22 protein-coding genes are annotated in these 24,080 nt (G+C 68.1%); 13 read left to right on the top strand and 9 right to left on the bottom strand.

Annotated elements, in window-relative coordinates; translation table 11 throughout:
• Positions 1-68 precede the first annotated feature (68 nt).
• A complete protein-coding gene (locus J2852_RS02720; protein ID WP_209870501.1) occupies positions 69-344 on the top strand; it encodes a hypothetical protein in 276 nt (91 codons plus the stop codon).
• A gap of 62 nt (positions 345-406) precedes the next feature.
• Positions 407-1,540 (top strand): BMP family ABC transporter substrate-binding protein, encoded by a 1,134-nt coding sequence (locus J2852_RS02715; protein WP_209870495.1) that lies wholly within the window; start codon positions 407-409, stop codon positions 1,538-1,540.
• A gap of 6 nt (positions 1,541-1,546) precedes the next feature.
• Here the strand turns inward: J2852_RS02715 and J2852_RS02710 are convergent, their stop codons facing one another.
• Entirely contained in the window at positions 1,547-2,248 is a 702-nt protein-coding gene (locus J2852_RS02710; RefSeq protein ID WP_209870492.1) for an RluA family pseudouridine synthase, read from the bottom strand.
• Positions 2,249-2,415: 167 nt separating this feature from the next.
• Between J2852_RS02710 and J2852_RS02705 the strand changes: the two genes are divergently transcribed.
• From J2852_RS02705 to pgmG, 5 genes are all read left to right on the top strand, one after another.
• On the top strand, positions 2,416-3,141 hold the full coding sequence (locus J2852_RS02705) for a VWA domain-containing protein (protein WP_209870489.1): 726 nt from the start codon (positions 2,416-2,418) through the stop codon (positions 3,139-3,141).
• 35 nt (positions 3,142-3,176) lie between these two features.
• Positions 3,177-3,914: a DnaJ domain-containing protein gene (locus tag J2852_RS31385; protein ID WP_246499249.1), complete on the top strand. Its 738-nt coding sequence runs from the start codon at positions 3,177-3,179 to the stop codon at positions 3,912-3,914.
• Positions 3,915-4,050: 136 nt separating this feature from the next.
• On the top strand, positions 4,051-4,920 hold the full coding sequence (galU, locus tag J2852_RS02695; RefSeq protein WP_209870487.1) for a UTP--glucose-1-phosphate uridylyltransferase GalU: 870 nt from the start codon (positions 4,051-4,053) through the stop codon (positions 4,918-4,920).
• 130 nt (positions 4,921-5,050) lie between these two features.
• Positions 5,051-6,376 carry a UDP-glucose dehydrogenase family protein gene (locus J2852_RS02690; protein ID WP_209870485.1) on the top strand — a complete coding sequence of 442 codons (1,326 nt, stop codon included), beginning with the start codon at positions 5,051-5,053 and terminating at the stop codon, positions 6,374-6,376.
• 16 nt (positions 6,377-6,392) lie between these two features.
• Complete coding sequence (gene pgmG / locus J2852_RS02685) at positions 6,393-7,793, top strand: phosphoglucomutase/phosphomannomutase PgmG (RefSeq protein ID WP_209870482.1); 1,401 nt, start codon at positions 6,393-6,395, stop codon at positions 7,791-7,793.
• 73 nt (positions 7,794-7,866) lie between these two features.
• Here pgmG and J2852_RS02680 read toward each other — a convergent pair whose 3' ends face one another.
• Entirely contained in the window at positions 7,867-8,484 is a 618-nt protein-coding gene (locus J2852_RS02680) for a hypothetical protein (protein ID WP_209870479.1), read from the bottom strand.
• Positions 8,481-9,053, bottom strand: coding sequence for a hypothetical protein (locus tag J2852_RS02675; protein ID WP_209870477.1), 573 nt, complete (start codon positions 9,051-9,053; stop codon positions 8,481-8,483). The genes J2852_RS02680 and J2852_RS02675 overlap by 4 nt, the downstream gene beginning before the upstream one ends.
• A gap of 300 nt (positions 9,054-9,353) precedes the next feature.
• Between J2852_RS02675 and J2852_RS02670 the strand changes: the two genes are divergently transcribed.
• From J2852_RS02670 to J2852_RS02660, 3 genes are all read left to right on the top strand, one after another.
• Positions 9,354-10,088: an isochorismatase family protein gene (locus J2852_RS02670; RefSeq protein ID WP_209870474.1), complete on the top strand. Its 735-nt coding sequence runs from the start codon at positions 9,354-9,356 to the stop codon at positions 10,086-10,088.
• A gap of 123 nt (positions 10,089-10,211) precedes the next feature.
• Entirely contained in the window at positions 10,212-11,399 is a 1,188-nt protein-coding gene (locus J2852_RS02665) for a pentapeptide repeat-containing protein (protein ID WP_209870471.1), read from the top strand.
• A gap of 111 nt (positions 11,400-11,510) precedes the next feature.
• Positions 11,511-12,071, top strand: coding sequence for a DUF2726 domain-containing protein (locus J2852_RS02660; protein WP_209870459.1), 561 nt, complete (start codon positions 11,511-11,513; stop codon positions 12,069-12,071).
• Positions 12,072-12,154: 83 nt separating this feature from the next.
• On the opposite strand, the gene J2852_RS02655 is transcribed toward J2852_RS02660, so the two are convergent.
• Both J2852_RS02655 and J2852_RS02650 read right to left on the bottom strand, forming a co-directional pair.
• Positions 12,155-13,153: a BMP family lipoprotein gene (locus tag J2852_RS02655; protein WP_209870457.1), complete on the bottom strand. Its 999-nt coding sequence runs from the start codon at positions 13,151-13,153 to the stop codon at positions 12,155-12,157.
• A complete protein-coding gene (locus J2852_RS02650; protein WP_343206667.1) occupies positions 13,150-13,905 on the bottom strand; it encodes a hypothetical protein in 756 nt (251 codons plus the stop codon). The genes J2852_RS02655 and J2852_RS02650 overlap by 4 nt, the downstream gene beginning before the upstream one ends.
• Before the next feature lie 178 nt (positions 13,906-14,083).
• Here J2852_RS02650 and J2852_RS02645 point away from each other — a divergent pair, with 178 nt between their 5' ends.
• Entirely contained in the window at positions 14,084-14,911 is an 828-nt protein-coding gene (locus J2852_RS02645; RefSeq protein WP_209870454.1) for an SDR family oxidoreductase, read from the top strand.
• A 34-nt stretch (positions 14,912-14,945) separates the two neighbouring features.
• On the opposite strand, the gene polA is transcribed toward J2852_RS02645, so the two are convergent.
• The 3 genes from polA to J2852_RS02630 form a co-directional block, all read right to left on the bottom strand.
• On the bottom strand, positions 14,946-17,864 hold the full coding sequence (polA, locus tag J2852_RS02640; protein WP_209870451.1) for a DNA polymerase I: 2,919 nt from the start codon (positions 17,862-17,864) through the stop codon (positions 14,946-14,948).
• 142 nt (positions 17,865-18,006) lie between these two features.
• Positions 18,007-20,067 (bottom strand): EAL domain-containing protein, encoded by a 2,061-nt coding sequence (locus J2852_RS02635; RefSeq protein ID WP_209870449.1) that lies wholly within the window; start codon positions 20,065-20,067, stop codon positions 18,007-18,009.
• Between the two features lie 303 nt (positions 20,068-20,370).
• A complete protein-coding gene (locus tag J2852_RS02630; protein ID WP_343206666.1) occupies positions 20,371-20,559 on the bottom strand; it encodes a zinc-finger domain-containing protein in 189 nt (62 codons plus the stop codon).
• Positions 20,560-20,694: 135 nt separating this feature from the next.
• Here J2852_RS02630 and J2852_RS02625 point away from each other — a divergent pair, with 135 nt between their 5' ends.
• Both J2852_RS02625 and J2852_RS02620 read left to right on the top strand, forming a co-directional pair.
• Positions 20,695-21,690 (top strand): ABC transporter ATP-binding protein, encoded by a 996-nt coding sequence (locus J2852_RS02625; protein WP_209870435.1) that lies wholly within the window; start codon positions 20,695-20,697, stop codon positions 21,688-21,690.
• Positions 21,691-21,748: 58 nt separating this feature from the next.
• Positions 21,749-22,702 carry an alpha/beta hydrolase gene (locus J2852_RS02620; protein ID WP_246499248.1) on the top strand — a complete coding sequence of 318 codons (954 nt, stop codon included), beginning with the start codon at positions 21,749-21,751 and terminating at the stop codon, positions 22,700-22,702.
• Positions 22,703-22,774: 72 nt separating this feature from the next.
• Here J2852_RS02620 and J2852_RS02615 read toward each other — a convergent pair whose 3' ends face one another.
• A complete protein-coding gene (locus J2852_RS02615) occupies positions 22,775-24,013 on the bottom strand; it encodes a YeeE/YedE family protein (RefSeq protein ID WP_209870430.1) in 1,239 nt (412 codons plus the stop codon).
• Between the last annotated feature and the right edge of the window lie 67 nt (positions 24,014-24,080).

Here is a 24,080-nt window from a genome sequence, read left to right as displayed (position 1 = left end):
TGTCGCCGCACGGCGGCGCTCAGCCCCGTTAGCCTGGACACAGGCCGACAGTGGGGGAGGGAGCGCGCGTGTCCGACTGCATCGAGTGTTTCGCCCATCTTCAAACCCAGGCTCATGCCGAAGCGGAGGCGTGGTCGGGCCTGGACCTGACCCAGCAGCCGCTGGGGATGCTGGTGGCGGTTCTGCTGGTGGTCTACGCCGTGCTGACCCTGGCCCGCCGCCTCGCCGACCGGGTCGATCCGCCGCCCGTGGAATGGCGGCCCTTGCCCATCGACGTGCCGCCCCCGTCACGCGTCTGGAGGTTCCCTCAGAACCGGCGCGCCGGACCGTGGGGACGGATTTGAGGCGATTTGTTTGGTCCCGCCGCCCCCAAAGGGTATAGTCCCCCACATCGATGGAGGCGGCCATGACCAAAATTTTTCCAAACCGCCGGGGGGTGCTCAAGGCTTTCGGGGCGGCGTCGGTGTTGCTGGCGACCCCCAATGCGTGGGGCAACGCACCGGCTGGAAGCGCGCCGGAGATCGCACAGGTCGGCGTCGGCGTCCTCTACGGGGGAAACCGGACGGACTTCGGCTACAACCAGGCCCACGCCGAAGCGGTTCGCGCGCTGGCCGCGCTTCCCGGCATCCGGATTGAGGAGCGCGAGGATGCCGCCGGCAATCTTGCCGCCGTGGCCGAGGAGCTGGTCAATGAAAAGGATTGCCGGGTCGTCTTCGTGACCGCGCCCGGCGGGGAGGCGCTGCCGAGCCTGCTGGCCCAGGCCGACGCCAACCGCGACACCGCATTCCTGTTCTGCGGCGCTCCCCTGGACGAGGCGCGGCTGCCGATGAACGTCGGCTTTTACGAAGGCTTTCTGGACGAGGCCCAGCACATCTCCGGCATCGTCGCGGGCTACGCCAGCCGGGCCAAGTCCATCGGCATGGTCGCTTCCCACGCCGCGCCGGCGGTCCTGCGCTGCGTGAACGCTTTCGCGCTGGGCGCCCGGCGGGCCGATTCCGCCGTGACGGTGCGGGTGGCCTTCGTCGGCGAGGGCGCCTCGCCGGAGGCGGTGGCAGAGGCGGCGCGCGGGCTGGCCGCCGGGGGCGTGGACGTGCTGGCCGCCCACCTCGATGCGCCGCGCCCGGTCTGCGAGGTGGCGGAGTCCCACGGAATCCTGTGCTGCGGCGTGCACACCGACCTGTCGGCCATCGCGCCGCAGGGCTTCCTGACGGGGGCGGAATGGGATTGGGGCCGCGCCTATGAGGAGACGGTCTCCATGGTGGCCACCGGCAAGCCGTGGAAGCGCCAGCGGCAAGGTGGCTTCGGGGCGGGCTTTGTCAGGAACACCGCCTACGGTCCGGCCGTGGGGGTGGAGGCGCGGGCGCACGCCGACGCGGCGCGCATGCAGCTCGCCAACGGCAACGCGGCGGTGTTCCGCGGGCCGATCGTGGACAACACCGGTCGCACCGTGCTGGCCAAGGGCAAGACGATCGCCAGCGCCGACCCGGCGCTCGACCGCATGGTGTGGCTGGCCGAAGGCGTCAGCGAGGTTGGGCGGTAGAGCGGTTTAGCCGTCCCACCCGCAGGCCGCCAGCGCGTCGCGCATGTGCGGCGGGGGCGGGGCGAGGGCGGCGACCGGTTCCCGGTCGAAGGCCAGCGTGAAGGACACGGAACGCGCCAGAAGGTGAAGGTTGCCGGGCGGGATGCGCTCGGGACCGTAGTAGGGTTCGCCCAGCAGGGGGCAGCCGATGGCGGCGCAGTGCACACGGATCTGGTGGGTGCGCCCGGTGCGTGGCTTCAGCTCCAGCCACGCCCGGCCGTTGCCGGTGCCCAGCACGCGGTAGTCGGTGATCGCCGGCTGCCCGGTCGGGTGCGTCACGATGTTCCAGGAGCCGGGGACGACCAGCTTCAGCAGCGGGTAATCGATGGTTCCCTCGGGTTCCTCCGGGATGCCGTCGCTGACCGCCCAGTAGGTTTTCTCCACATGCCCGGCCGCGAACATGTCGCCGAGCCGCTTCAGCGCCCAGGGCGAGCGCCCCAGCACGAGGCAGCCGGCCGTGTCGCGGTCGAGCCGGTGCGCCAGCCGGGGCGGCATGCCGTCCTCCCCGGCGAGGTGGGGCAGGTAGAGGTCGAGGTGGTCGGTGATCTTCCCGGCCTTGTGCACGGCGAGGCCGGCCGGCTTGTCGATCACGAAGACGTCGGGATCCTCGTGCAGGATGCGGGAGCGGAGGTCGGCCGGGGTCAACGCAGGAGTCGATGCGGGGGTCATGCCGGCAACGAAGCACGGGGACAAGGCGGGGTCAAGGAACCCGCCCCCGCGCCGGCCTGTTCCCGAATCGGGTGTGAACCATGGGCATACTCGACCGGGCGCGCGGAGTGGTCCATCTTCTCAAGCTGAAGGCTCGTTGAAAGCTTGTTGAGAATGGGGGCGGGGCGATGGGGGAGCGCGATCAACTGCCGGCACAGCAACGGTCCTCGCAGGCCGACGTCGATGCTTTCCTGAGACAGGTGGCGGCGATCCCGAGGACGGCGACGGGCAAGCGCGGGCGGTTGATGTTCGCCATGGACGCCACCGCCAGCCGCGAACCCACCTGGGACCGCGCCTGCCAAATCCAGGGCGAGATGTTCCAGGCGACCTCAACGCTGGGCGGGCTGGACATCCAGCTCGTCTACTACCGGGGTTTCCGGGAATGCCAGGCGAGCCCGTGGGTCGGCAACTCCCAGGATCTGCTGCGGCGGATGACCGCGGTCAGCTGCATGGCCGGGCAGACGCAGATCGCCCGCGTGCTGGGCCATTGCATCAAGCAGACCAAGACCCAGAAGGTCAACGCGCTGGTCTTCGTCGGCGACTGCATGGAGGAGGACATCGACCAGCTCGCCCATCAGGCGGGGCAGTTGGGCTTGCTCGGCGTGCCGGTCTTCATGTTTCATGAGCGTGGCGATCCCATCGCCAAGCGCGCCTTCCAGACCATCGCGCGGCTGTCCGGCGGGGCCTATTGCCCCTTCGACGGGTCGTCGGCGCAGCAGTTGAAGGATCTGCTGAGCGCCGTCGCGGTCTACGCGGCCGGGGGGCGGGCGGCGCTGGAGAATTACAGCAAAGGCCGGGGCGAGACGGTGCGGCTGCTCACCAGCCAGGTGGGCCACGGTCAACCTCACGTGTAGACAAAGTTTCGATCATGGAAACGGGGCAGGGCGGGATGTTTGGGTACTTTCTCCTGGGCATCGCGCTGGTGGTCGGCTTCTACATGCTGGCCCGCGCCTTCGTGTCGGCCGACCCGCGCACGCTGGCCTATACGGTGCGCTACGGCGGTGTGGCGCTGGGCGTCACGGTCGTGGTGTTCCTGACGCTGACCGGGCGGCTGGGCACGGCGCTGATGCTGGGCGCGGTGGCCTTCCCGCTGTTCACGCGCTGGCGAACGCTGCGCGATTCCTTCCGCGCCGCGCGCGGGCCGTCCGGCGGGCAGACCTCCCGCGTCGAGACGCTCTATCTGCGCATGACGCTGTCGCACGACACCGGCACCATGTCCGGTGAGGTGCTGCACGGGCCGTGGCGCGGGCGGACGCTGGACTCCCTGACCATCGGGCAACTGCTGTCGCTGCTGGAGGAGTGCCGCCGCGACGACGCGCAGTCGGCCAGCGTGCTGGAGGCGTGGCTGGAGCGCACGCACCCCGACTGGCGGGAGCGGGCGGAAGAGGCGGTCGGTGCAGCCGGGAGTGGCGGCGGGAGCGGTGCGAACAACGGTGGCGGGCGCGGGGGCGGCCCCATGACCCGCGAAGAGGCGTATGACATTTTGGGGCTATCACCGGGGGCTACACCCGATCAGGTGAAGGAAGCGCACCGACGGCTGATGATGAAAGTGCATCCAGACCACGGCGGATCAACCTATTTGGCCGCCAAACTCAACCAAGCGAAGGATTTGCTGTTGCGCACCTAGCCTTTCGCTGGGTCCCGGAAGGGCGGTTGCGCCCCATGAGTCCGTGTGGCAGAAAACCTTACAGGCGGACCGCGCGGAATAAGTCGGCTCGCCTGACGTTCATTTCGACATAGAATTCAACCACAAGAGAACCCCAATGCGAAAACCCGTGCGCAAGGTGGTGTTCCCCGTCGCCGGTCTTGGTACGCGCTTCCTGCCGGCCACCAAGGCGATCCCGAAGGAGATGCTGCCCCTGGTCGACCGGCCGCTGTTGCAGCACGCCGTTGAAGAGGCGCGGGCCGCCGGCATCGAGGATTTCGTGTTCGTGACGGGCCGCAGCAAGCGCGCCATCGAAGACCACTTCGACGCCGACACGGAGCTGAACCGCACCCTTGAGGAGCGCGGCAAGCAGGACGCCCTGGAAGAGGTGCGCGGCAGCGAGATCGCGCCCGGCCGCTGCTTCTACACCCGCCAGCAGGTGCCGCTGGGCCTCGGCCACGCGGTGTGGTGCGCGCGGGCGCTGATCGGCAACGATCCCTTCGCCATCGTGCTGCCCGACGACTTCGTCCAGGCCGATACCCCCTGCCTCAAGCAGATGGTGGATGCCTACAACGAGGTCGGCGGCAACGTCGTCGCCGTCGTGGACGTCCCGCGCGAGCGCACCAGCAGCTACGGCATTCTGGACGTGGAGAAGGACGACGGCCGTCTGGCCACCGTGCGCGGCCTCGTCGAGAAGCCGAAGCCGGAAGAAGCTCCCTCCACCCTGTCGATCATCGGCCGCTACATCCTCCAGCCGGAGGTCTTCGACCATCTGGAGAAGCAGCAGCGCGGCGCCGGCAACGAAATCCAGCTGACCGACGCCATGGCCAAGCTGATCGGCAACCAGCCGTTCCATGGCCTGCGTTTCGAAGGCGAGCGCTTCGACTGCGGCGACAAGGTCGGCTTCATCGAGGCGACCCTCGCCCACGCGCTGAAGCGGCCGGACATGTCCGCCAAGGTGCGCGAGATGCTTCGGAAGTACTGCTGACACACTGTTCTGCTATGATCCGCGCGCCCGCCGTACCCGTTCATTCGGGTGCGGCGGGCGACGTGTGCCGGGACACCGCCGCTTCGACGATGAACCGCCGGCAGAACGGATCGAGGCTACGAGGGTTCTCATGCGCATTGCGATGATCGGTACTGGGTATGTCGGTCTTGTGTCCGGCGCCTGTTTTTCTGAATTCGGCGTCCACGTCTGCTGCGTCGACAAGGACGCCGGCAAGATCGAGCGCCTGAAGCGCGGCGAGATCCCCATCTACGAACCGGGCCTGGACGATCTGGTGGCCCGCAACGTCGCCGCCGGGCGGCTGTCCTTCACGCTCGACCTCAAGGAAGCCATGCAGGGCGTGGACGCGGTGTTCATCGCGGTCGGCACGCCCTCGCGGCGCGGCGACGGCCACGCCGACCTGTCCTACGTCTACGCGGCGGCCGAGGAGATCGCGCAGAACCTCGACCACTACACGGTGGTGGTCAACAAATCGACCGTTCCCGTCGGCACCGGCCGCGAGGTCGAGGCGATCATCCGCCGGGTCCGTCCGGACGCCGAGTTCGACGTCGCCTCCAACCCCGAGTTCCTGCGCGAGGGTTCGGCCATCGGCGACTTCATGCGGCCCGATCGCGTGGTCATCGGCACCACGTCGGACCGCGCGTCGGAGGTGATGCGCAAGCTGTACCGGCCGCTCTACCTGATTGAAACGCCGATCGTGCTGACCTCGCTGGAGACGGCGGAGTTGACCAAGTACGCCGCCAACACCTTCCTGGCCGCCAAGATCACCTTCATCAACGAGATCGCCGATCTGTGCGAGAAGGTCGGCGCCAACGTGCACGACGTGGCGCGCGGCATCGGCCTGGACGGCCGCATCGGCAAGAAGTTCCTGCACCCCGGTCCGGGCTACGGCGGGTCGTGCTTCCCCAAGGACACGCTGGCGCTGGTCCGCACCGCCCAGCAGGTGGGCAGCCCGCTGCGCATCATCGAGACGGTGGTGGACATCAACGACAAGCGCAAGAAGCAGATGGCCGAGCGGATCATCGCGGCCTGCGGCGGCACTGTCGACGGCAAGACCATCGGCGTGCTGGGCGTGACGTTCAAGCCGAACACCGACGACATGCGCGACAGCCCCTCGCTCGACATCATCCCGGCGTTGCAGAAGGCGGGCGCCACGGTGCGCGCCTTCGACCCGGCGGGCATGCACGAGGCGCAAAAGCTGCTGCCCGGCGTGGAGTGGGCCGACGACGCCTACGGCGCGCTGGACGGGGCCGATTGCGTGGCGATCCTGACGGAGTGGAACGAGTTCCGGGCGCTGGATCTGAAGCGGGTCAAGTCGCTGCTGAAGCGGCCGGTCATGATCGACCTGCGCAACATCTACAATCCCGAGGACATGGCCCAGGCCGGCTTCACCTACAGCTCCATCGGCCGGCCGGTGGCGCCGGTCGCCGCGGTTTGAGGAGGAAAACAAGAACATGAGCGAAGCCCATAATTTCCACCCGACCGTGCTGCGCGAGTACGACATCCGCGGCATCGTCGGCAAGACGCTGAACCCCGCCGACGCCCGCGCCGTCGGACGCGCCTTCGGCACCGTGGTCGTGCGTGGCGGCGGCAAGACGGTCTGCGTCGGCTACGACGGCCGCCTGTCCTCGCCGGAGCTGGAAGCCGCCCTGGTCGAAGGTCTGGTCGCCTGCGGCCTGCACGTTCTGCGCATCGGCCTCGGCCCGACGCCGATGCTGTATTTCGCCACCCGCGACCGCGAGGCGGCGGCCGGCATCATGATCACCGGCTCGCACAACCCGCCGGACTACAACGGCATCAAGATGATGCTGGGCAAGGGCCCGGTGTACGGCCAGCAGATCCTCGACCTCGGCACCATCGCGGCCAAGGCCGACTACGTGTCGGGCCAGGGCTCCAGCGAGCAGGTCGACGTGAAGGACGAGTATGTCGCGCGCCTGCTGAAGGATTACGACGGCGTGCGCGACCTGAAGGTGGCCTGGGACGCCGGCAACGGCGCGTCGGGCGAGATCCTGCGCCGCCTGACCGCCAAGCTGCCGGGCGAGCACATCCTTCTGTTCGATGAGATCGACGGCAATTTCCCGAACCACCACCCCGATCCGACGGTCGAGAAGAACCTCGTCGATCTGAAGAAGGCGGTCGCCGACAACGGCTGCGACCTCGGCATCGGCTTCGACGGCGACGGCGACCGCATCGGCGCCATCGACCACAAGGGGCGCGTGGTGTGGGGCGACCAGCTGGTCGCGATCTACGCCGCCGACGTGCTGAAGAGCCATCCGGGCGCGACCATCATCGCCGACGTGAAGGCCAGCCAGACGCTGTTCGACGAGATCGCCAAGAACGGCGGCAAGCCGTTGATGTGGAAGACCGGCCATTCGCTGCTGAAGGCGAAGATGGCGGAGACGGGCTCGCCGCTGGCCGGCGAGATGTCGGGCCACATCTTCTTCGCCGACAAGTGGTACGGCTTCGACGACGCGCTGTATTGCGCCGTGCGCCTGATCGGGCTGGTCAGCAAGCTCGGCGTGTCGCTGGCCGACCTGCGCGACCGTCTGCCGGACGTGGTCAACACCCCGGAGACCCGCTTCCAGATCGACGAGGAGCGCAAGTTCAAGGTCGTGGACGAGGTGAAGGAGCGCCTGAAGGCCGAGGGTGCCAACGTCAACGACATCGACGGCGTTCGCGTCACGACTCCGGACGGCTGGTGGCTGCTGCGCGCGTCCAACACCCAGGACGTGCTGGTTGCCCGCGCCGAGGCCTTCAGCCCCGAGGGTCTGGAGCGCCTGAAGGCCGCGCTGATCGAGCAGCTGGAGAAGTCGGGCATGAACGCCCCGTCCTTCGACGGCAGCGGCGGTCACTGAGAGCACTGGGTTCCAAGGGCCGACCGGCCCTTGGCGGAGAGCGCGAGAGGCAGGGCCTCTCGCGTTTTTCGTTTCAGCCTCCCGCCCTTGCCGCGCGCCGCGCCGGCTTGGCGTCCTCCTCCGCCGCGCCCGGCTTGCGGAAGGTGCTGAATTCGGCGATGCGGTTCACGGCAAGGCCGTTCAGGCGGCAGGGCGCCACCTCCACCAGTTCGAACCCCGCTTTGCGGGGAAAGCGCGCGGCGATGCGTTCGCGGACGTCGCGTTCGGCCTCCGCGATCATCACGTAGCGGCGGATGCCGGTCCAGGTGCGCTGGCCCTGGCGGTCGGTGGCGAGCGTGTTGGCGGGGTTGTAGCGGACCGCGGCCTCCCAGAAGCGGCCCTGGCGCGGTTCCTGCCGGTCGAGGACGTAGTAGCGGTTGACCGGCGCTTCCTTCTTGGCGTCCAGCTCGATCAGGGCGGCTTGCAGATCCTGTTCGGCCTTGGCGACTCGCTTTTCGGCTTCGCTCTGCTGGTTGGTGAGTTGGGCGTAGGCGGCGGCCACGTCGGCGACCTCCTTGGTCAACTCCTCCATCTTCTCCCTGGTCTTGGCCTGGGATTCCCGGACCGAGACCAGCTGCCGGCGCCAGTAGCGGCTGGACAGCACCGTCAGGATCATCAGCCCGAGGCTGAAATAGAGCATCATCCCGGTCATGCGGAGAGGGCCTTTGAACCGATCCCGGCGCCGATGTCCGGGGCCATGGACAGCGGCACGATCTGCGACGGCAGCACGCCGTTCTTGGCGGTGAAGGCGGTGCGCAGGAGAGCGGTCGCCTGGTCGGGCGCCGGCGCGAAGACGTGGGCCACGTTGCGGTATTCCCAGATCTGGCGGGAAAAGATGACGTCGCGCCGCTCGATGGTGGCGACGTTGTCCTGAACGTTCAGCTGCGCCCAGAAGCCGGTCGTTTCGTCACTGTCGCCCAGTTCATGGACCAGCTCGACCTTGGCGAACTCCAGGGCCTTGATCTCGGTCAGCGCCTTGTGGCGGCGCCCGGTAAATTCCGTGTGGCGGGCCTGGAGCCCGGTCAACTCGCCGCGCGTCTGTTCTGTCTTGCGCTTCCATTCGGTCAGCGCGGCCTTCTTCTTCTCGTGCTGGCGCTGCATCATCGTTTCGCGCGCCTTTTCGGCGCTGACCCGCCCGACATCCATGACGATCGACAGGCCGAGCGCGGCGGCGCTGGTCACCAGCAGCAGCAAGCCCAGAAACTCGGCCGATATGACCATTCGTGCACCTTCGGTTGCGGCGGCAGCGCCCTCGTTATCATCAGGGCCAACTTAAAGGCGCTTGGCACCGCGACATCGCGTCGCAATCCCACGCTCCGATGGTTCAAAACCGCCTTCGCGGTTGCAACAATCGTTCGAAACGCTGGACGAATCATGCCGACGCCCGATCCCGGCGCCGGTGGTAATGCCAATTTGTCGCAGTCCTATGCATGCAACGCCGGGCGGGGCAGGGGAAGCTGGACATGACGCCGGGTTGCCTGTTGGGTATGGTGGGTGATCCGCTGCCTGACCGGAGGAACCATGCTCGATCTGCTGGTCCGCGATGACGCGCTGGACACGCTCCGCCGCACCTTTCCGGTGGCCGTGGGCGCCTACGAGATGCCGGCCGGGCTGACCGGGCTGGTGATCATCGACGAGGTGAACGGCTTCGCTGGCGTCGGCTGCGGCCCGCTCGCCCCGCCGGCCCCGAACGCGCAGATCGCCCGCATGATCGACGAGACCGACCGGCTCGCCCGCCGTTTCGTGGAGGCCGGCTGGCCGATTTGCGCTTCGCTGGACAGCCACGATCCGGGCAAGCCGGAGCCGCCGTACCCGCCGCACTGCATCGCCGGCACGGGCCACGACGAACTGGTGCCGGAGCTGAAATGGCTGGAGACCGCGCCCAACACGACCCTGATCGCCAAGGACTGCATCAACTTCTTTGTCGGCGCGACCGGGAAGGACGGTAAGAACCGGCTGGTGGACTGGATCAACAGGCACCGGCTGGAATCGGTGGTGACGGTCGGCATCTGCACGGACATCTGCGTCATGGATTTCGTGCTGACGCTGCTGTCGGCGCGCAACCACGGCATGGTGCCGACGCTGAAGGACGTGGTGGTGCACGAGCCGGGCTGCGCCACCTACGACCTTCCGATGGAGGCGGTGCGGGAGCTTGGTCTGCCGGAGACGGCGGCGCACCCGCAGGGGCCGGCCCACCATATGGGACTGTACATGATGGCCTCGCGGGGGGCGCTACTTTCCGACGCAGTTCGGTGAGGCGTTCGCCCCTGTCGTTTTAGGTTGCTTCCCTGTAACATCCCTGCGTGGCGCGAACCCGAACCTTTCAATCGGGGGGCGTGCGGGAGAGGGGCCGGGTCGAAACCGGCGCGGAAACGTCGCATGACCGAAGAGCGATACCTGCGGGCGATCCGCAACGCGCTGGTCAAGCACCAGCAATGGCTGACCCGCGATCCCAGCGGGCAGGGGCGCTGCGCCGACCTCAGCTTCCACAACCTGTCCCGTCTGGGGCTGAACCGCATCAACCTGAGCAACGCCAAGCTGGCCGGGGCGAACCTGAACTCCGCGCGGATGGTGGGCGCCGTCCTGACCAAGACGGACCTGTTCGGCGCCGACCTGTCCAAGGCCGACCTGACCGGGGCGACGCTGGAATCCGCCGACCTGCGCGGCGCGCGGGTGGAAGGGGCCAAGCTGCACGAGGCGAACCTGCGCGGCGCCGACCTGCGCAAGGGCATGATGATGGGCGCCGACGACCGGCGTCCGGCCGGTAACGCGGACGGCAGCACGACCTTCGTGGGATCGAAGCTGACCAGGGCGGTTCTGGCCGAGGCGCGCATGGCGCAGTGCGACTTTTCCGGCTGCGACATGGCCGGGGCGGACTTCACGGGCGGCGATCTGTCGGGCGCCATCCTGATCGGGGCCAATCTGGTCGATGCGGTGATGCGCACCGCCACGCTGGAAGGCGCCCTGATGTGCGGTGCCCGGCTGGATGAGGAGTTGCGCCGGACGCTGGAGCGGCGCGGCATCGACGTGGACGGCACCGGCCTGACGAGCCTCGCCGAACGGATCGCCGACGCCATCTCCGCGCACCAGCTGTGGGTGGACCACGGCGGCAAGGCGGGCACGCGGCTGGAACTGCAACGGGCGGATTTGCGCGGCTACGGCTTTGCCAACCAGCTGCTGGCCGGCTGCGCGATGCGTTTCTGCGGCTTGCGCGGGGCGGATTTCTCGGGCGCCAAGCTGGTCATGGCGGACCTGTCCTATTGCGACCTGCGCGAGGCGGACTTCACCAGCGCCGACCTGTCGGGCTGCAACCTGCGCGGCGCCAATCTGGCCGGGGCGAAGCTGTGGCGGGCGCGGATGCGCTCGGTGGATCTGGCAGGGGACGGCAGCCGCATGTGGCCGACCAACCTCGCGGAGGCCAGCCTGACCGGTGCGGACCTGCGGGACGTTAGTCTGGCGGGAACGATCCTGCACGGCGCGGATCTGTCGTTGATTAAGGCGACCTCGGCGACGCTGCGGGGGGCGGACGTGTCGTTCGCGGTCGGGATGGAAGCAGCGTCGGCGTGAGATAACGCTCCTGGTTTTCTCTTCTGGGTGGTGATTGGCGCCTTGACAGGTGCGGCTGGTGGTGTCACTGACGCGCGCCACCCTTGCCATTTCTGATGTCCGGAGAATGCGTTGGAAACGTTTGTGATCGGCGTGCTGGTCGGCATGGCCATCTTTCATATTGTCACCCGTGGCGAGGCCCAGCGCAGGCGCGCGGATGAGGCCAAGTTCAGCACGAAGTTTTCGGACAACCAGATCCGTTTCGTGACACAGGCCGATTTCCGAAAGAAGAACCTCATGAATAAGGCGGAATACCGTGTGTTTCGCGTGATTGAAGACCTTATCAAGACCTCCAACAGAGGAGTTCGCCTTTTCGCCCAAACCAGCCTTGGCGAAGTCATCGGGTCGGATGACCAGAAGGCGTTCGAGTGCGTCAACAGCAAGCGCGTGGATTTCCTGATCATCGACCCGTACGGCCAGCCGTTGGTCGCCATCGAATATCAGGGCAGCGGTCATTACCGGGGCAACGCGGTGACGCGCGATGCGGTCAAGAAGGAAGCCCTGAGGCGGGCCAGCGTCGCCTATCTCGAAATTCCGGACGGTGACGACGACGAGAGCATACGGCGCAAGGTGCGCGACGCGCTTCGGTGGAACGACGTCGCCGAGCGCGCCGCCAAGGTCGGCAACGGGTAGAGGCTATGCCATCTCCATGGCCGGAATACGCCGCGTCAGGTCGTCGACGACTGTGCGCGGCACTTCCGGCGCTACGGTGGCGGTCAGGGCGCCCCTGTCCCATCGAAGACGCGGATGCGGCCTGCGACGATGTCGCGGCGAGCCGCCTCCACCCGCTCCAGCATGGCGGGGGTGAGGAGGGGGCGGTTGTTGTCGTCCAGGGCGTAGTCGACCCCGCCCTCGGCCAAGCCCAGCGCGCGGAGGCCGGGTGTCCAGGTGCTGGCGCGTCCGGCCTGGAAGGCGGTTTCCACGGCCAGATCGACGCGCTTCAGCATCGAGGTCAAAATGGTGCCGGGGTAGAGGTGGTTCTGGTTGCTGTCCACCCCGATGGCGAGGCGGCCGACGTCCTTCGCCGCCGCGAAGATCCCGAAGTTGGACACGCCGGCCCCGGCGAAGACCACGTCGGCGCCGCGCTGGAACTGGGCCTTTGCCACCTCCGCCCCGGTGGTCGGGTCGTTGAAGGCGGCCGGCGTGGTGCCGACGAAGTTGACGACGGTGGTGCAGTCGGGGCGGGCGTGTCTGGCGCCTTGCTCGAAACCGGTAATGAACTTGCGGATCAGGGGGATGTCGAGCGCGCCGATGAAACCGACCGTCCCCGTTTTCGACGCCATCGCCGCCAGCATGCCGACGAGGAAGGAGCCTTCCTGTTCCTTGAAGGTCACGGACTGGACGTTGGCGGCCTCGACCACCGCATCGACGATGGTGAAGCGCACGCCCGGATGCTTCGGCGCCAGCGCGGCGAGCGGAGCGGCGTAGTAGAAGCCGATGGTCGCGAGGTCGGTCACGCCACGGCGCAGCAGGGCGGCCACGGCCTGCTCGAACTGCGCGGCGCTGGCGGGGAGGTATTCGAGGTAGGGGACGCCGGTGGCGGCCTTGAATCGTTCGGCCCCGGCCAGGGCGCCCTCGTTGAAGCTCTTGTCGAACTTCTGGCCCACCGCGTAGACGAGGCCCGGCGCGAAGCCCTGCGCGCGCGCCGGAAAGGTCAGCGCGGCGAGTCCGGCGGTGCCCAGCGTCAGGAATTTGCGGCGGCGGATCGGGGTCATCGTGCGGGCTCGGGTGTGAAGGTTTCGGCGATGAGGGCGGCGTGGCGCGCCCGCAGGGGGATCAGGGCCGGATTGTCGTTGGCCGGAGGCGGGGTGACAAGCCGCGCGTCGGCCAAGCCGGTTTCGGTCAGGGTGGTGGTGGGGAACCCCGCGACGGCTATGCGGAGCGCGCTTGTAAAGTCGGCGTCGGAAAGGCCGCTGTAGGGTTGCCCGTCAGGCCCGCGCAGGTTGAGGAACAGCAGCGTGTCGCCGAAGGCGGTGTAGCCGCCGCCGAGGCCGTCATGGATCGTCGTGGCGGCTTCGAAGAATCGTTGCGCCGTGGCCGGCGTCAGTGTGCCCTCGGGGAAGCGGACCAGGGCGTAGCCGGTGGTGCCGTCGCCGCCCCCGAAATCGGCTACGAGGACGCTGTCCTGGCTGAAGGTCCAGGCGATGGCGGCGGCCAGCCGGTCGGCGGGTGCGTCGGCCAGCGGCGCGGCGGTGTGCAGCGACGGGTTGGTGTGCAGGCGGTAGCCGCCCATGCGCAGTTCGGTCGCCGCCGATTGCTGGTCAAGGCCCATGACGCTCAGAATGGCCGGGACCAGTTCGTCGCGGGCGCGTTCGGTCAGGCGCTGGCGCGCTTCGTAGGACGCGTCGGCGGGAACGTCGGCGGACACGACCTCGTAGAAGAGATGCTGCGCCGTGCCTTGGGCGAGGGCGGGAATGGCGGTCCCGAGTGCTGCAAGCGCCACCAGCAGGCGGACCAGTCTGGTCACGGGACGTTCTCTCCGAAGGGCGGGTGATCGACGTTTTAAACGCAGGGGCGGTGTTGACGCATAGGTTATTCGCATGACGCATGCGTCTGGACGCCGTGCCGGGTATCTGTGATAGGATGCCGATCAACAGGCCGGCTCGGCGAACGGGCGCGGCACCACGGGGTAGGGAGGAAGGGCCATGACCGAGACCCGGTCGCTGAAGGGAAAGACTCTGTTCATCACCGGCGCCAGCCGGGGCATCGGCAAGGCGATCGCCCTGCGCGCGGCCCGCGACGGCGCCAACGTTGCCGTCGCCGCTAAGACCACCGAGCCGCACCCGAAGCTGCCCGGCACCATCTATTCCGCCGCCGAGGAGATCGAGGCGGCGGGCGGCAAGGCTCTGCCGATCCTCTGCGACATCCGGGACGACGCGCAGGTGGCCGACGCAGTGGCGAAGACGGCCGAGGCGTTCGGTGGCATCGACATTCTGGTCAACAACGCCAGCGCCATCAGCCTGACCGGCACGCTGGAAACCCCGCTGAAGCGCTGGGACCTGATGATGGGGGTCAACGGGCGGGGGACCTTCGCCTGCTCGCAGGCCTGCCTGCCGCATCTGCTGAAGGCGGAAAACCCGCACATCCTGACCCTGTCGCCGCCGCTGAACCTGAACCCGCGCTGGTTCCAGCACCACACCGCCTACACCATCGCCAAGTACGCGATGAGCCTGTGCACGCTGGGCATGGCCGAGGAGTTCCGGGGCAAGGTGGCCGTCAACTCCCTGTGGCCGCGCACGATCATCGGCACGGCGGCCATCGCCATGCTGAAGGGTGCCGCCGAGTTCGACAACTGCCGCAAGCCGGAGATCCTGGCCGACGCGGCGCACGCCATCCTGACGCGGGACGCGAAGATGGTGACCGGCAATTTCTTCATCGACGACGAGGTGCTGGCGGAGGAGGGCGTGACCGACCTCGACCAGTATGCGGTGAAGCCGGGGGCGCCGCTGGCGCCGGACATTTTCCTGGATTGAGGAGAGGGGGCGCCGCCCCCTCAACGCTCGCCCCTCAATGCGCCTCTTCCCAGTTGTCGCCGATGCCGGCTTCGGCAACGAGGGGGACGCCGAGTTGGGCGGCACCCTCCATCACTTCCTTGATCAGCTTGGCGGCGGAGTCGGCCTCCGCCTCCGGGACCTCGAACAGAAGTTCGTCGTGCACCTGCAACAGCATGCGGGCCTGGGAGCCGGCGGCCTCCAGGGCGGCGGGGACGCGGGCCATGGCCCGCTTCATGATGTCGGCGGCGGTGCCCTGGATGGGGGCGTTGATGGCCTGACGCTCGGCAAAGGCGCGGCGGGCGGCGTTCTTGTCGTGGATGCCCGGCATGTAGCAGCGCCGGCCGAACAGGGTCACCACATAGCCGTGCTGGCGGGCAAAGGCCTTGGTTTCCTCCATCCAGGCCTTCAGCTCGTGGAAGCGCTCGAAATAGGCCTTGATGAAGGCGTTGGCTTCACCCGGCATGATGCCGAGCTGCCGGCCCAGGCCGAAGCCCGAGATGCCGTAGATGATGCCGAAGTTGATGGCCTTGGCCTTGCGCCGGATCTCCGACGTCATCTGGTCGAGCGGCACGCCGAAGACCTGGGACGCCGTCGCGGCGTGAATGTCGATGCCTTGGCGGAAGGCCTCCTTCAGGGCGCCGATGTTGGCCATTTCGGCGACCAGCCGCAGCTCGATCTGCGAATAGTCCACGGACAGCAGCTTGTGGCCGGGCATCGCCACGAAGGCGCGGCGGATCTTGCGGCCTTCCTCGGTGCGGACGGGGATGTTCTGCAGGTTCGGGTCGGTCGAGGACAGGCGGCCCGTGTTGGTCACCGCCATGGCGAAGGCGGTGTGCACGCGGCCCGTGGACTCGGCGATCTGGGCTTGGAGCGCGTCGGTGTACGTGCTCTTCAGCTTCGCCAACTGGCGCCAGTCGAGCACGCGCTGGGCGATGGTGTGCCCCTGCTCCGACAGTTCCTCAAGGACGCTTGAGTCGGTGGAGTAGGCGCCGGTCTTGCCCTTCTTGCCGGTGCCGAGCTTCAGCTCATCGAACAGGATTTCGCCGAGCTGCTTGGGCGAACCGATGTTGAAGCTGCGGTTGGCGAGGATGTGGACTTCCTTTTCGATCTCCGTCAGACGGACGGCGAGGTCCTGGGACAGGCGGGCCAGCGCCGCGCGGTCCACGCGCACGCCGCAGGTTTCCATGCCGGCGATGATGGGGACCAGCGGGCGCTCCAGTGTTTCGTAGACGGTGACCATGCGGTCGTCCACGAGGCGCGGCTTCAGCAGCGTCCACAGGCGCAGCGTGATGTCGGCGTCTTCGGCGGCGTAGTCGAGCGCCTTGTCCAGGGGCACGCGGTCGAAGGTGATCTTGGCCTTGCCGGTGCCGCAGACCTCCGCATAGGAGATCGGGGTGTAGGCGAGGTGCAGTTCGGCCAGCTCGTCCATGCCGTGGCCGTGGCCGCCGCCCTCCAGCACGTATGAGATCAGCATGCTGTCATCGACGGGGCCGACATGGACCCCGTGGCGGGCGAACAGCTGGTAATCGAACTTGAAGTTGTGGCCGACCTTGAGGATCGCCGGGTCTTCCAGCACGCCCTTCAGCGTTTCGATCACGTCGGCGGTGGGGATCTGCTTCGGGGCCTCCGGCGCGTCGAAGGCCAGTTCGCCGTTGGCCGCCGTGCCCGGCGCCTTGTGCGCCAGCGGGATGTAGCAGGCCAGACCCGGTTCCGTGGCGAGGGAAATGCCGACCAGCGTCGCGGTGGAGGGCGTCAGCGAATCCGTTTCCGTGTCCACGGCCAGGACGCCGGTGGTCCGGGCGCGCTCGACCCAGACGGCCAGGGCGTCGAGATCCTGGATCAGTTCGTAGCGCTTGGCGATGTCGGTCGCCGGGGCGGGGCGGCTGCGCGGGGTGGCCGGGGCTTCGGCGGCGGCTGGGGAGGGGGCCGGGCTGCCGGCGCTGGCTGCTGCCGGAGCGGGCGCGCTGGTGGCGCCGTCGGCGATGGTGCCGTCCTTGCGCATCTCCGCCTCGACGCGGGCGACGATGGTGCGGAAACCTTGGGCGCGCAGGAAGTCGATCAGCTTCTGGTGGTCGGGCTCGCGGACGCGCAACTCCTCCAGCGGCTTCGGCACCGGGGCGTGGTCGTCCAGCAGGACGAGGCGGCGGGAGACGCGTGCCTGCTCCGCGAACTCGGTCAGCTTCTGGCGGCGGGCCGGCTGCTTGATCTCGCCCGCGCGGGCCAGCAGGGATTCGAGGTCGCCGTATTCCGTGATGAGCTGCGCCGCCGTCTTCACGCCGATGCCCGGCACGCCCGGCACGTTGTCCACGCTGTCGCCGGCCAGAGCCTGCACGTCCACCACCTTGTCCGGGGGAACGCCGAACTTCTCGAACACCTCGTCGGGGCCGATGGGCTTGTTCTTCAGCGGGTCGAGCATCCGCACGCCGGGGCGGACCAGTTGCATCATGTCCTTGTCGGACGACACGATGGTCACCTCGCGCCCAGCCTCGTTCGCGAGGCGCGCGTAGGTGGCGATCAGGTCGTCGGCCTCGTAGCCCTCCAGCTCCAGGCAGGGCAGGCAGAAGGCCTCCGTCGCCTCGCGGATCAGGGCGAACTGGGGCTTCAGTTCCTCCGGCGGTTCGGGGCGGTGGGCCTTGTAGTCGGGGTAGAAGTCGTTGCGGAAGTTCAGCCGCTTCGAATCGAAGACCACCGCCACGGCCGACGCCTTCAGGTCGGCCAGCAGCTTCAGCAGCATGTTCGAGAAGCCCAGCACCGCGTTGACCGGCGTGCCGTCCGGCCGGTTCAGCATCGGCAGCGCGTGGAAGGCCCGGAAGATGAACCCCGACCCGTCCACGAGATACAGCCCGCTGCCGTCCCCGGCGGGGGCGGGGGCCTTGGTTTCGGTGCCCTGGGCGTCGGCGATCTTCTGGTCTTCGGCGGTCTTATCGGACATGGCGCGGTCTCAATCCCTTTGGGGGCGCTACCATGGCCGAACCGGGCCGGAGAGTCGAGGGGCGGCCACACTTGCCCCCACCCTCCCCACGGCTACGCCGCGGGTCCCCTCCCTCCCGGAGGGGAGAGGGAATTAAGGGCGCTCACACCCCCACGTTGCTCTCCGCCACGAACCTCTCGAACGCCACCACGTCCAGGGGGCGGCTGATGAGGAAGCCCTGGATTCTTGTGCAGCGCTGCTGGCGGAGCATTTCGGCTTGTTCCTCGGTTTCCACGCCTTCGGCGATGGTGTCGAAGCCCAGGCTATCGGCGAGGTTCACGATGGTGCCGACGATGGCCGGGTCGGTCGCGGACTTTACGATGTCGCGGACGAAGCTGCGGTCGATTTTCAGCGTGTCGATGGGGAAACGCTTCAGGTAGGCCAGCGACGAATAGCCGGTGCCGAAGTCGTCGATGGACAGGCGCACGCCGATGTCCTTCAGTTCGTTCAGGATCGTCACGGCCTTTTCGATGTCGCCGATCATGGCGCCCTCGGTCAGCTCCAGCTCCAGCCGGCCGGGGGGGATGTTGGTGGACTCGACCACGTTGCGCACGAAGCTGACGAGGCGGGCGTCCTGGAACTGGCGGGGCGACAGGTTCACCGACACCGACGCCAGATCCAGGCCGGAGGCCAGCCAGCCGGACAGGCGGCCGCAGGCCTCGCGCAGGGTCCAGGCGCCGATCTCCCAGATCAGGCCGGTTTCCTCGGCCAGCGGGATGAACTCCGCCGGGCTGACGAGGCCGCGCGCGGGGTGGCGCCAGCGGATCAGGGCCTCGGCGCCGATCACGCGGCGCGGATTCGTGTCCACCTTGGGCTGGAAATGAAGCTCGAACTCCTCGCCGTTCGAGGCGGCGCGGCGCAGGTCGCTTTCCAGCCCCAAGGTGAAGCCGGACCGCTCGCGCATGCCGGTCTCGTAGAAGACGTACTTCTGCTCCGGGTTCCGCTTGGCGTGGTACATGGCCAGGTCGGCGTTGCGGAGAAGCTGGTCGGCCGTCTCGCCGTCGTCGGGGTAGAAGGCGAGGCCGATGGAGGCGCCGCAGAAAAGCTCCTGATTGTGGACGGCGAAGGGCTCGCCCATCGAATAGAGGACCTTCTCGACGAGGCGGGCGCCGGAGGCGCGGTCGGCGGCATCGGGGGCAACGATCAGGAACTCGTCGCCGCCAAGACGGCCCACCGTGTCCGCCACCCGCGTGCAGTTGCGCAGGCGCTTGGCGACCAGCTTCAGCAGGTCGTCGCCGGCGTGGTGGCCCAGCGTGTCGTTCACCTGCTTGAAGCGGTTCAGGTCCAGGAAGGCCACCGCCACCTTGGTGCGGGTGCGCTGGGCTCGCAGGATGGCTTCCTCCAAGCGCTCGCAGACCAGCCAGCGGTTGGGCAGGTCGGTCAGCCGGTCGAAGCTGGCCTGATAACGGATCTGGTGTTCCTGGTACTTGCGCTGGCTGATGTCGGCGAGCGTCAGGACGTAATGTTCCAGCGTCCCGCCGGGGGAGCGCACGGCGTTGACCGACAGGGAGGCCGCGAAGGCGTCGCCGGAATGGCGGAAGCTGGTCACCTCGCCCTGCCAGCGGCCGTCGCTGCGGGCGGTGCGCCAGATGTCCTCGATGAAGATGCGCTCGTGCGAGCCGGGGGCGAAGAGGACCAGCGGGCGGTTCAGCAGCTCGTCCCGGCGGAAGTTGGTCATCACCTCGTAGGCCGGGTTGACCGCCTGCACGGTCAGGTCCGGGTCCACGATCAGGATGCCGTCGGCCACGCTTTCGAACACGGTGGCGAGAAGGCGGATCTTCTCCTCGTGCCGCTTGCGCTCGGTGATGTCCTGGACGGTGCCTTCGTAATAGCGGATGCGGCCACCGGCGTCGCGGACGCAGCGCGCGTTCTCGGTGATCCAGATGATGGAGCCGTCGCGGCGGAAAACGCGCGCCTCGAAATTCTGCACCACGTCCCGTTCGGCCATGGCGCGGGCGAAGGCCTCGCGCTTGCCGGGATCGACGTAGAGCTGGCCGGCGATGTCCGTCAGGTTGTCGGTCAGGTCGGCTGGCGAATCGTAACCATAGATCCGCGCCAGCGCCGGATTGACGCGAAGATAACGGCCATCGACCGTGGTCTGGTAAATACCTTCGACCGCGTTCTCAAAAATACTCCGGTACTGCTCTTCCGTTTCCTGGCTCATCGAGCGCGCCTCTTCCGACGCAAGGGCCGCACCGTTGGGGAAAAGCATGTTTGGAACTCGACGTGATGTCTCTGTCTTTAGCCCTTTTGCGTCGCACAAAAGTAGATGCCAGGAAGGCGGCGCACGTCAAGGCAGATCACTTTATGTTTTTCTCAATTGTAATGAAAGGGGGGTTATAGAACGTGCGTCATAGGAGCGCGGAATGGCGGGCGCGCGGGCAAAAAGAAAGGGCCGGACGATTCCGGCCCCTGCTTTTTGGGAATAACCCTTGTCTTTTAAAGGGGTTGGCCCGGTCTGAGAGACTCAGTGGCCGTGGCCGACCTTGGCGCCTTCCTTCAGGACGTAACGGCGTGAGCAGTAGGGGCACTCGGTGCGGCCCTCGGCGCTCAGCGTCAGATAGACCAGCGGGTGGCCCAGCGCACCGCCGCCGCCGTCACACCCGACGGTCAGGGTTTCCACTTCAATCGTCTCGGTCGGCTGCATGGCAGACATCCTCCTCTTTGACACACTCGCGCGACAGCGTCATGGTTAAGATGCCCACCGAATGAGGCACGCGCGCGCGGCCGGATGATACCCAACGCGCCGCGCGGATCAAGGTGATACCGGAAAGGCCAAGCTTCGAAGCCCATGGTTGCGCACACCTCACTCAATCCCGTCAACCTGCCGGCGCACGCCGTCGAGGTCCGCGACCTCACCAAGATTTACCGCTCCGCCGGGAAGGCCGGGCCGAAACACGCGCTGAAGGGGATCGATCTGGCGATTCCCCGCGGCTCGCTGTTCGGGCTGCTGGGTCCCAACGGCGCGGGGAAATCGACCCTCATCAACATCCTCGCCGGGCTGGTCAACAAGACCGACGGCGCCGTGGCGATCTGGGGCACCGACATCGACGACCACCCGCGCCAGGCGCGGGCGTCCATCGGCGTGGTGCCGCAGGAACTGAACATGGACCCCTTCTTCACGCCCCGCGAGATGCTGGAGCTTCAGGCGGGGCTCTATGGGGTTCCGAAGAAGGAACGCCGGACGGAGGAACTGCTGGAGGCCGTGGGCCTGCGCGACAAGGCCGACGCCTACGCGCGGTCGCTGTCCGGCGGCATGAAGCGCCGCCTGATGGTCGCCAAGGCGATGGTGCACACGCCGCCCGTGCTGGTGCTGGACGAGCCCACGGCGGGCGTCGATGTCGAGCTGCGCATCCAGCTGTGGGAGCATGTGCGCAAGCTCAACCGTGAAGGGACGACGGTCCTGCTTACCACGCATTACCTCCAGGAAGCGGAGGAGTTGTGCGATACCATCGCGATCATCAACCATGGGGCGGTGGTCGCCTGCGAGCCGACCGCGCAGCTGCTGCGCCGGGTGGACGCCAAGGCGCTGACCGTGGTGGTCGATCGGGATTTGGACGGCGTGCCGGCGGAGCTGGGCGGCTTCAAGGCGGAACTGGTCGAGCCGCGCCGGCTGGTCGTGCGCTACGAGCCCAGCCGCCAGCGGGTCGACGCCATCCTGGCCGCGCTGGCGGGCGGGGGGCTTGGGGTTGTGGATCTGAGCACGGAGGAATCAGACTTGGAGGACATCTTCCTCCAGCTGACCGCCGGGGCGCATGCGCGAGGGAACGTCAACGATGCTGCGTGATGCGGTCCGGCGCCGCCCTTTGAAGGTTGTTGCTGGATTGGTTTTGGGGGTGGGTCTGATGCTGTCGGGCTGCACCGCCACGTTTCAGCCCATGGGCGCGCCGGTCGCGCAGCCGAGGCTGACCGACAATGCCCTCTACGCCGCCGACGGGTTCGAGCTGCCGTTGCGCCGCTGGCTGCCGGAAAACGGCGCCCCGGTGCGGGCGGTGGTGGTGGCTCTGCACGGCTACAACGACTATTCGAATGCTTTCGACGGGGCCGGGCGCAGCTTCGCCACGCGCGGCATCGCGACCTACGCCTACGATCAGAGGGGCTTCGGCGCGACGCGCGACCGGGGCATCTGGCCGGGCACGCCGACGCTGGTCGCCGACCTGAACACGGCGGTCGAACAGGTGCGCGCCCGCCACCCCGGCGTGCCGGTCTACCTGATGGGCGAGAGCATGGGTGGGGCCGTGGTGCTGACCGCCATGACGCAGCGGAACGCGCCGACCGTGGACGGCACCATCCTGGTCGCCCCGGCCGTTTGGGGGCGGGAGGTCATGGGCTTCTTCCCACGAGCAATGCTGTGGCTCAGCTACAACCTCGTGCCCGGGATCGTGGTGCACCCGCCGAAGGATTTGAAGATCCAGGCCTCCGACAACATCGAGATGCTGCGCGCGCTGGGCCGCGACCCGATGGTCATCAAGGGCTCGCGCGTCGACGCGCTGGACGGGCTGACCGACCTGATGGGCTCGGCGCTGGCCGCCTGCGGACGGCTGGAGGTGCCGTCGCTGGTGCTGTACGGCGCGCACGAGCAGGTGCTGCCGCCGAAGCCCGTGAAGCGGGCTTTACAGGACTTCGGCGCCGGCGGGCGGCATGTGGTCGCCGTCTATCCGGACGGCTGGCACATGCTGCTGCGCGATCTGAAAGGGCAGGTGGTGATGGACGACATCGTCGCCTGGATCCAAGACCCCAAGAACCCGCTGGCGAGCGGGGCGGACAAGGGACCGCGCGAGCTGGTCGCCGCGAAGTAAGGTCCGGGAAGGTCTGGAAAAGGAAAGAGCCCCGCGGGATCGCGGGGCTCTTTTCACGTCAGCAGCCGGAGGTCAGCAGCCGGAGAGGCGCGGGGTGCGCTCGACCGCCAGCCCGAAGGCCGGTCGCAGGGCGGTGCCGACCCAGTTGCCGGCCAGCGCCGCGACGATCCACACCCAGCCGTGCAGGCTGCCCGAGGCGATGCCGCTGAAATAGGCGCCGATGTTGCAGCCGAAGGCCAGACGCGAGCCGTAGCCCAGCAGCAACCCGCCGACCACCGCCGCGACGAAGGACTTCAGCGGCAGCTTCCAACCCGGCGCGAAGCGGCCCGCCAGACCGGCGGCGAACAGCGCCCCCAGGATGATGCCGAAATCCATCACCGAGGTGACGTCGGCGGCGACGCTGCCGCGCAGCATGGCGGCGTTGGCCGGCGTCTGCCAGAAGGGCCAGGAGGCCACGTCCACCCCGGCAGCCGCCAGCCCCTTCGACCCCCACAGCGCGAAGGCTGAGGTGATGCCCCAGGGGCGGCCGGCCAGCGCCAGCGTGGCGAAGTTCATCACCGCCAGTGCCACCGCGCCCCACACCAGCGGCCAGGGGCCGCGCAGGAACCGGCCGAGGCCAGCGGTGGTGGGCGTGGCGCCGTCCGTCACCAGACGGCCGTGCCGGCGCTTTTCCAACACGACGCTCAGGCCCGCGACGGCGGCGAAGACGGCGAGGTTCAGCGCCAGCGCGGCCGGCCAGCCGAAGCTGTCGATCACCGACACCGGCCCCACGGAGGGCAGGGCTTGCCACCAGGGCAGGTGATAGGCGCCCAGCACCGAACCGGCGATGAAGGCGGCCAGCGTGACCAGCATGCGGGTGTTGCCGCCGCCCACGGTGAAGAGCGTGCCCGAGGCGCAGCCGCCGCCCAGCTGCATGCCGACGCCAAAGACGAAGGCGCCGACCACGACCGACACGCCGACCGGGGCGACCAGCCCCTTCACCGGCGCGCCGAACAGGCTGCCGGCCGCCAGCACCGGGAAGAACAGGGCGCAGGCGAGGGCGAGCATCAGCATTTGCGCCCGCAGCCCGGCCCCGCGCCGGTCCGCGATCAGAACCCGGAAGGCCGAGGTGAAGCCGAAGGAGGCGTGGTAGAGCGCCAACCCGAGGGCACTGCCCAGCAGGAACAGCGCCGCCTGGGTCGCGCTGACCGCGTCGGCCAGCCACAGCGCGCCGACCACCAGCAAAGCGGCGGCAACGCCCGCCGCGCCGTTGTTGCGGCCCCGGTCGCCGACCGATCCGGCGGAAGGCCGGGAAAGGGAAAGGTCCGTCATGCCGATCCTTAAAGAACGAAAATGATGTGGTAAATTAGGATTTCGGAGTGAGGATACAGATGTGAAA

The sequence above is a fragment of the Azospirillum soli genome (assembly GCF_017876165.1).
Classification (GTDB): Bacteria; Pseudomonadota; Alphaproteobacteria; order Azospirillales; family Azospirillaceae; genus Azospirillum; species Azospirillum soli.
This window is presented reverse-complemented; position numbering and strand designations above follow the sequence as displayed.

Bases quoted from the DNA above. Each gene is read 5' to 3' on its own strand.
- J2852_RS02715 (WP_209870495.1), top strand. From the start codon at position 407: ATGACCAAAATTTTTCCAAACCGCCGGGGGGTGCTCAAGGCTTTCGGG.
- J2852_RS02710 (WP_209870492.1), bottom strand. From the start codon at position 2,248: ATGACCCCCGCATCGACTCCTGCGTTGACCCCGGCCGACCTCCGCTCC.
- J2852_RS02705 (WP_209870489.1), top strand. From the start codon at position 2,416: ATGGGGGAGCGCGATCAACTGCCGGCACAGCAACGGTCCTCGCAGGCC.
- J2852_RS31385 (WP_246499249.1), top strand. From the start codon at position 3,177: ATGTTTGGGTACTTTCTCCTGGGCATCGCGCTGGTGGTCGGCTTCTAC.
- galU (WP_209870487.1), top strand. From the start codon at position 4,051: ATGCGAAAACCCGTGCGCAAGGTGGTGTTCCCCGTCGCCGGTCTTGGT.
- J2852_RS02690 (WP_209870485.1), top strand. From the start codon at position 5,051: ATGCGCATTGCGATGATCGGTACTGGGTATGTCGGTCTTGTGTCCGGC.
- pgmG (WP_209870482.1), top strand. From the start codon at position 6,393: ATGAGCGAAGCCCATAATTTCCACCCGACCGTGCTGCGCGAGTACGAC.
- J2852_RS02680 (WP_209870479.1), bottom strand. From the start codon at position 8,484: ATGACCGGGATGATGCTCTATTTCAGCCTCGGGCTGATGATCCTGACG.
- J2852_RS02675 (WP_209870477.1), bottom strand. From the start codon at position 9,053: ATGGTCATATCGGCCGAGTTTCTGGGCTTGCTGCTGCTGGTGACCAGC.
- J2852_RS02670 (WP_209870474.1), top strand. From the start codon at position 9,354: ATGCTCGATCTGCTGGTCCGCGATGACGCGCTGGACACGCTCCGCCGC.
- J2852_RS02665 (WP_209870471.1), top strand. From the start codon at position 10,212: ATGACCGAAGAGCGATACCTGCGGGCGATCCGCAACGCGCTGGTCAAG.
- J2852_RS02655 (WP_209870457.1), bottom strand. From the start codon at position 13,153: ATGACCCCGATCCGCCGCCGCAAATTCCTGACGCTGGGCACCGCCGGA.
- J2852_RS02645 (WP_209870454.1), top strand. From the start codon at position 14,084: ATGACCGAGACCCGGTCGCTGAAGGGAAAGACTCTGTTCATCACCGGC.
- polA (WP_209870451.1), bottom strand. From the start codon at position 17,864: ATGTCCGATAAGACCGCCGAAGACCAGAAGATCGCCGACGCCCAGGGC.
- J2852_RS02635 (WP_209870449.1), bottom strand. From the start codon at position 20,067: ATGAGCCAGGAAACGGAAGAGCAGTACCGGAGTATTTTTGAGAACGCG.
- J2852_RS02630 (WP_343206666.1), bottom strand. From the start codon at position 20,559: ATGTCTGCCATGCAGCCGACCGAGACGATTGAAGTGGAAACCCTGACC.
- J2852_RS02625 (WP_209870435.1), top strand. From the start codon at position 20,695: ATGGTTGCGCACACCTCACTCAATCCCGTCAACCTGCCGGCGCACGCC.
- J2852_RS02620 (WP_246499248.1), top strand. From the start codon at position 21,749: ATGCTGTCGGGCTGCACCGCCACGTTTCAGCCCATGGGCGCGCCGGTC.
- J2852_RS02615 (WP_209870430.1), bottom strand. From the start codon at position 24,013: ATGACGGACCTTTCCCTTTCCCGGCCTTCCGCCGGATCGGTCGGCGAC.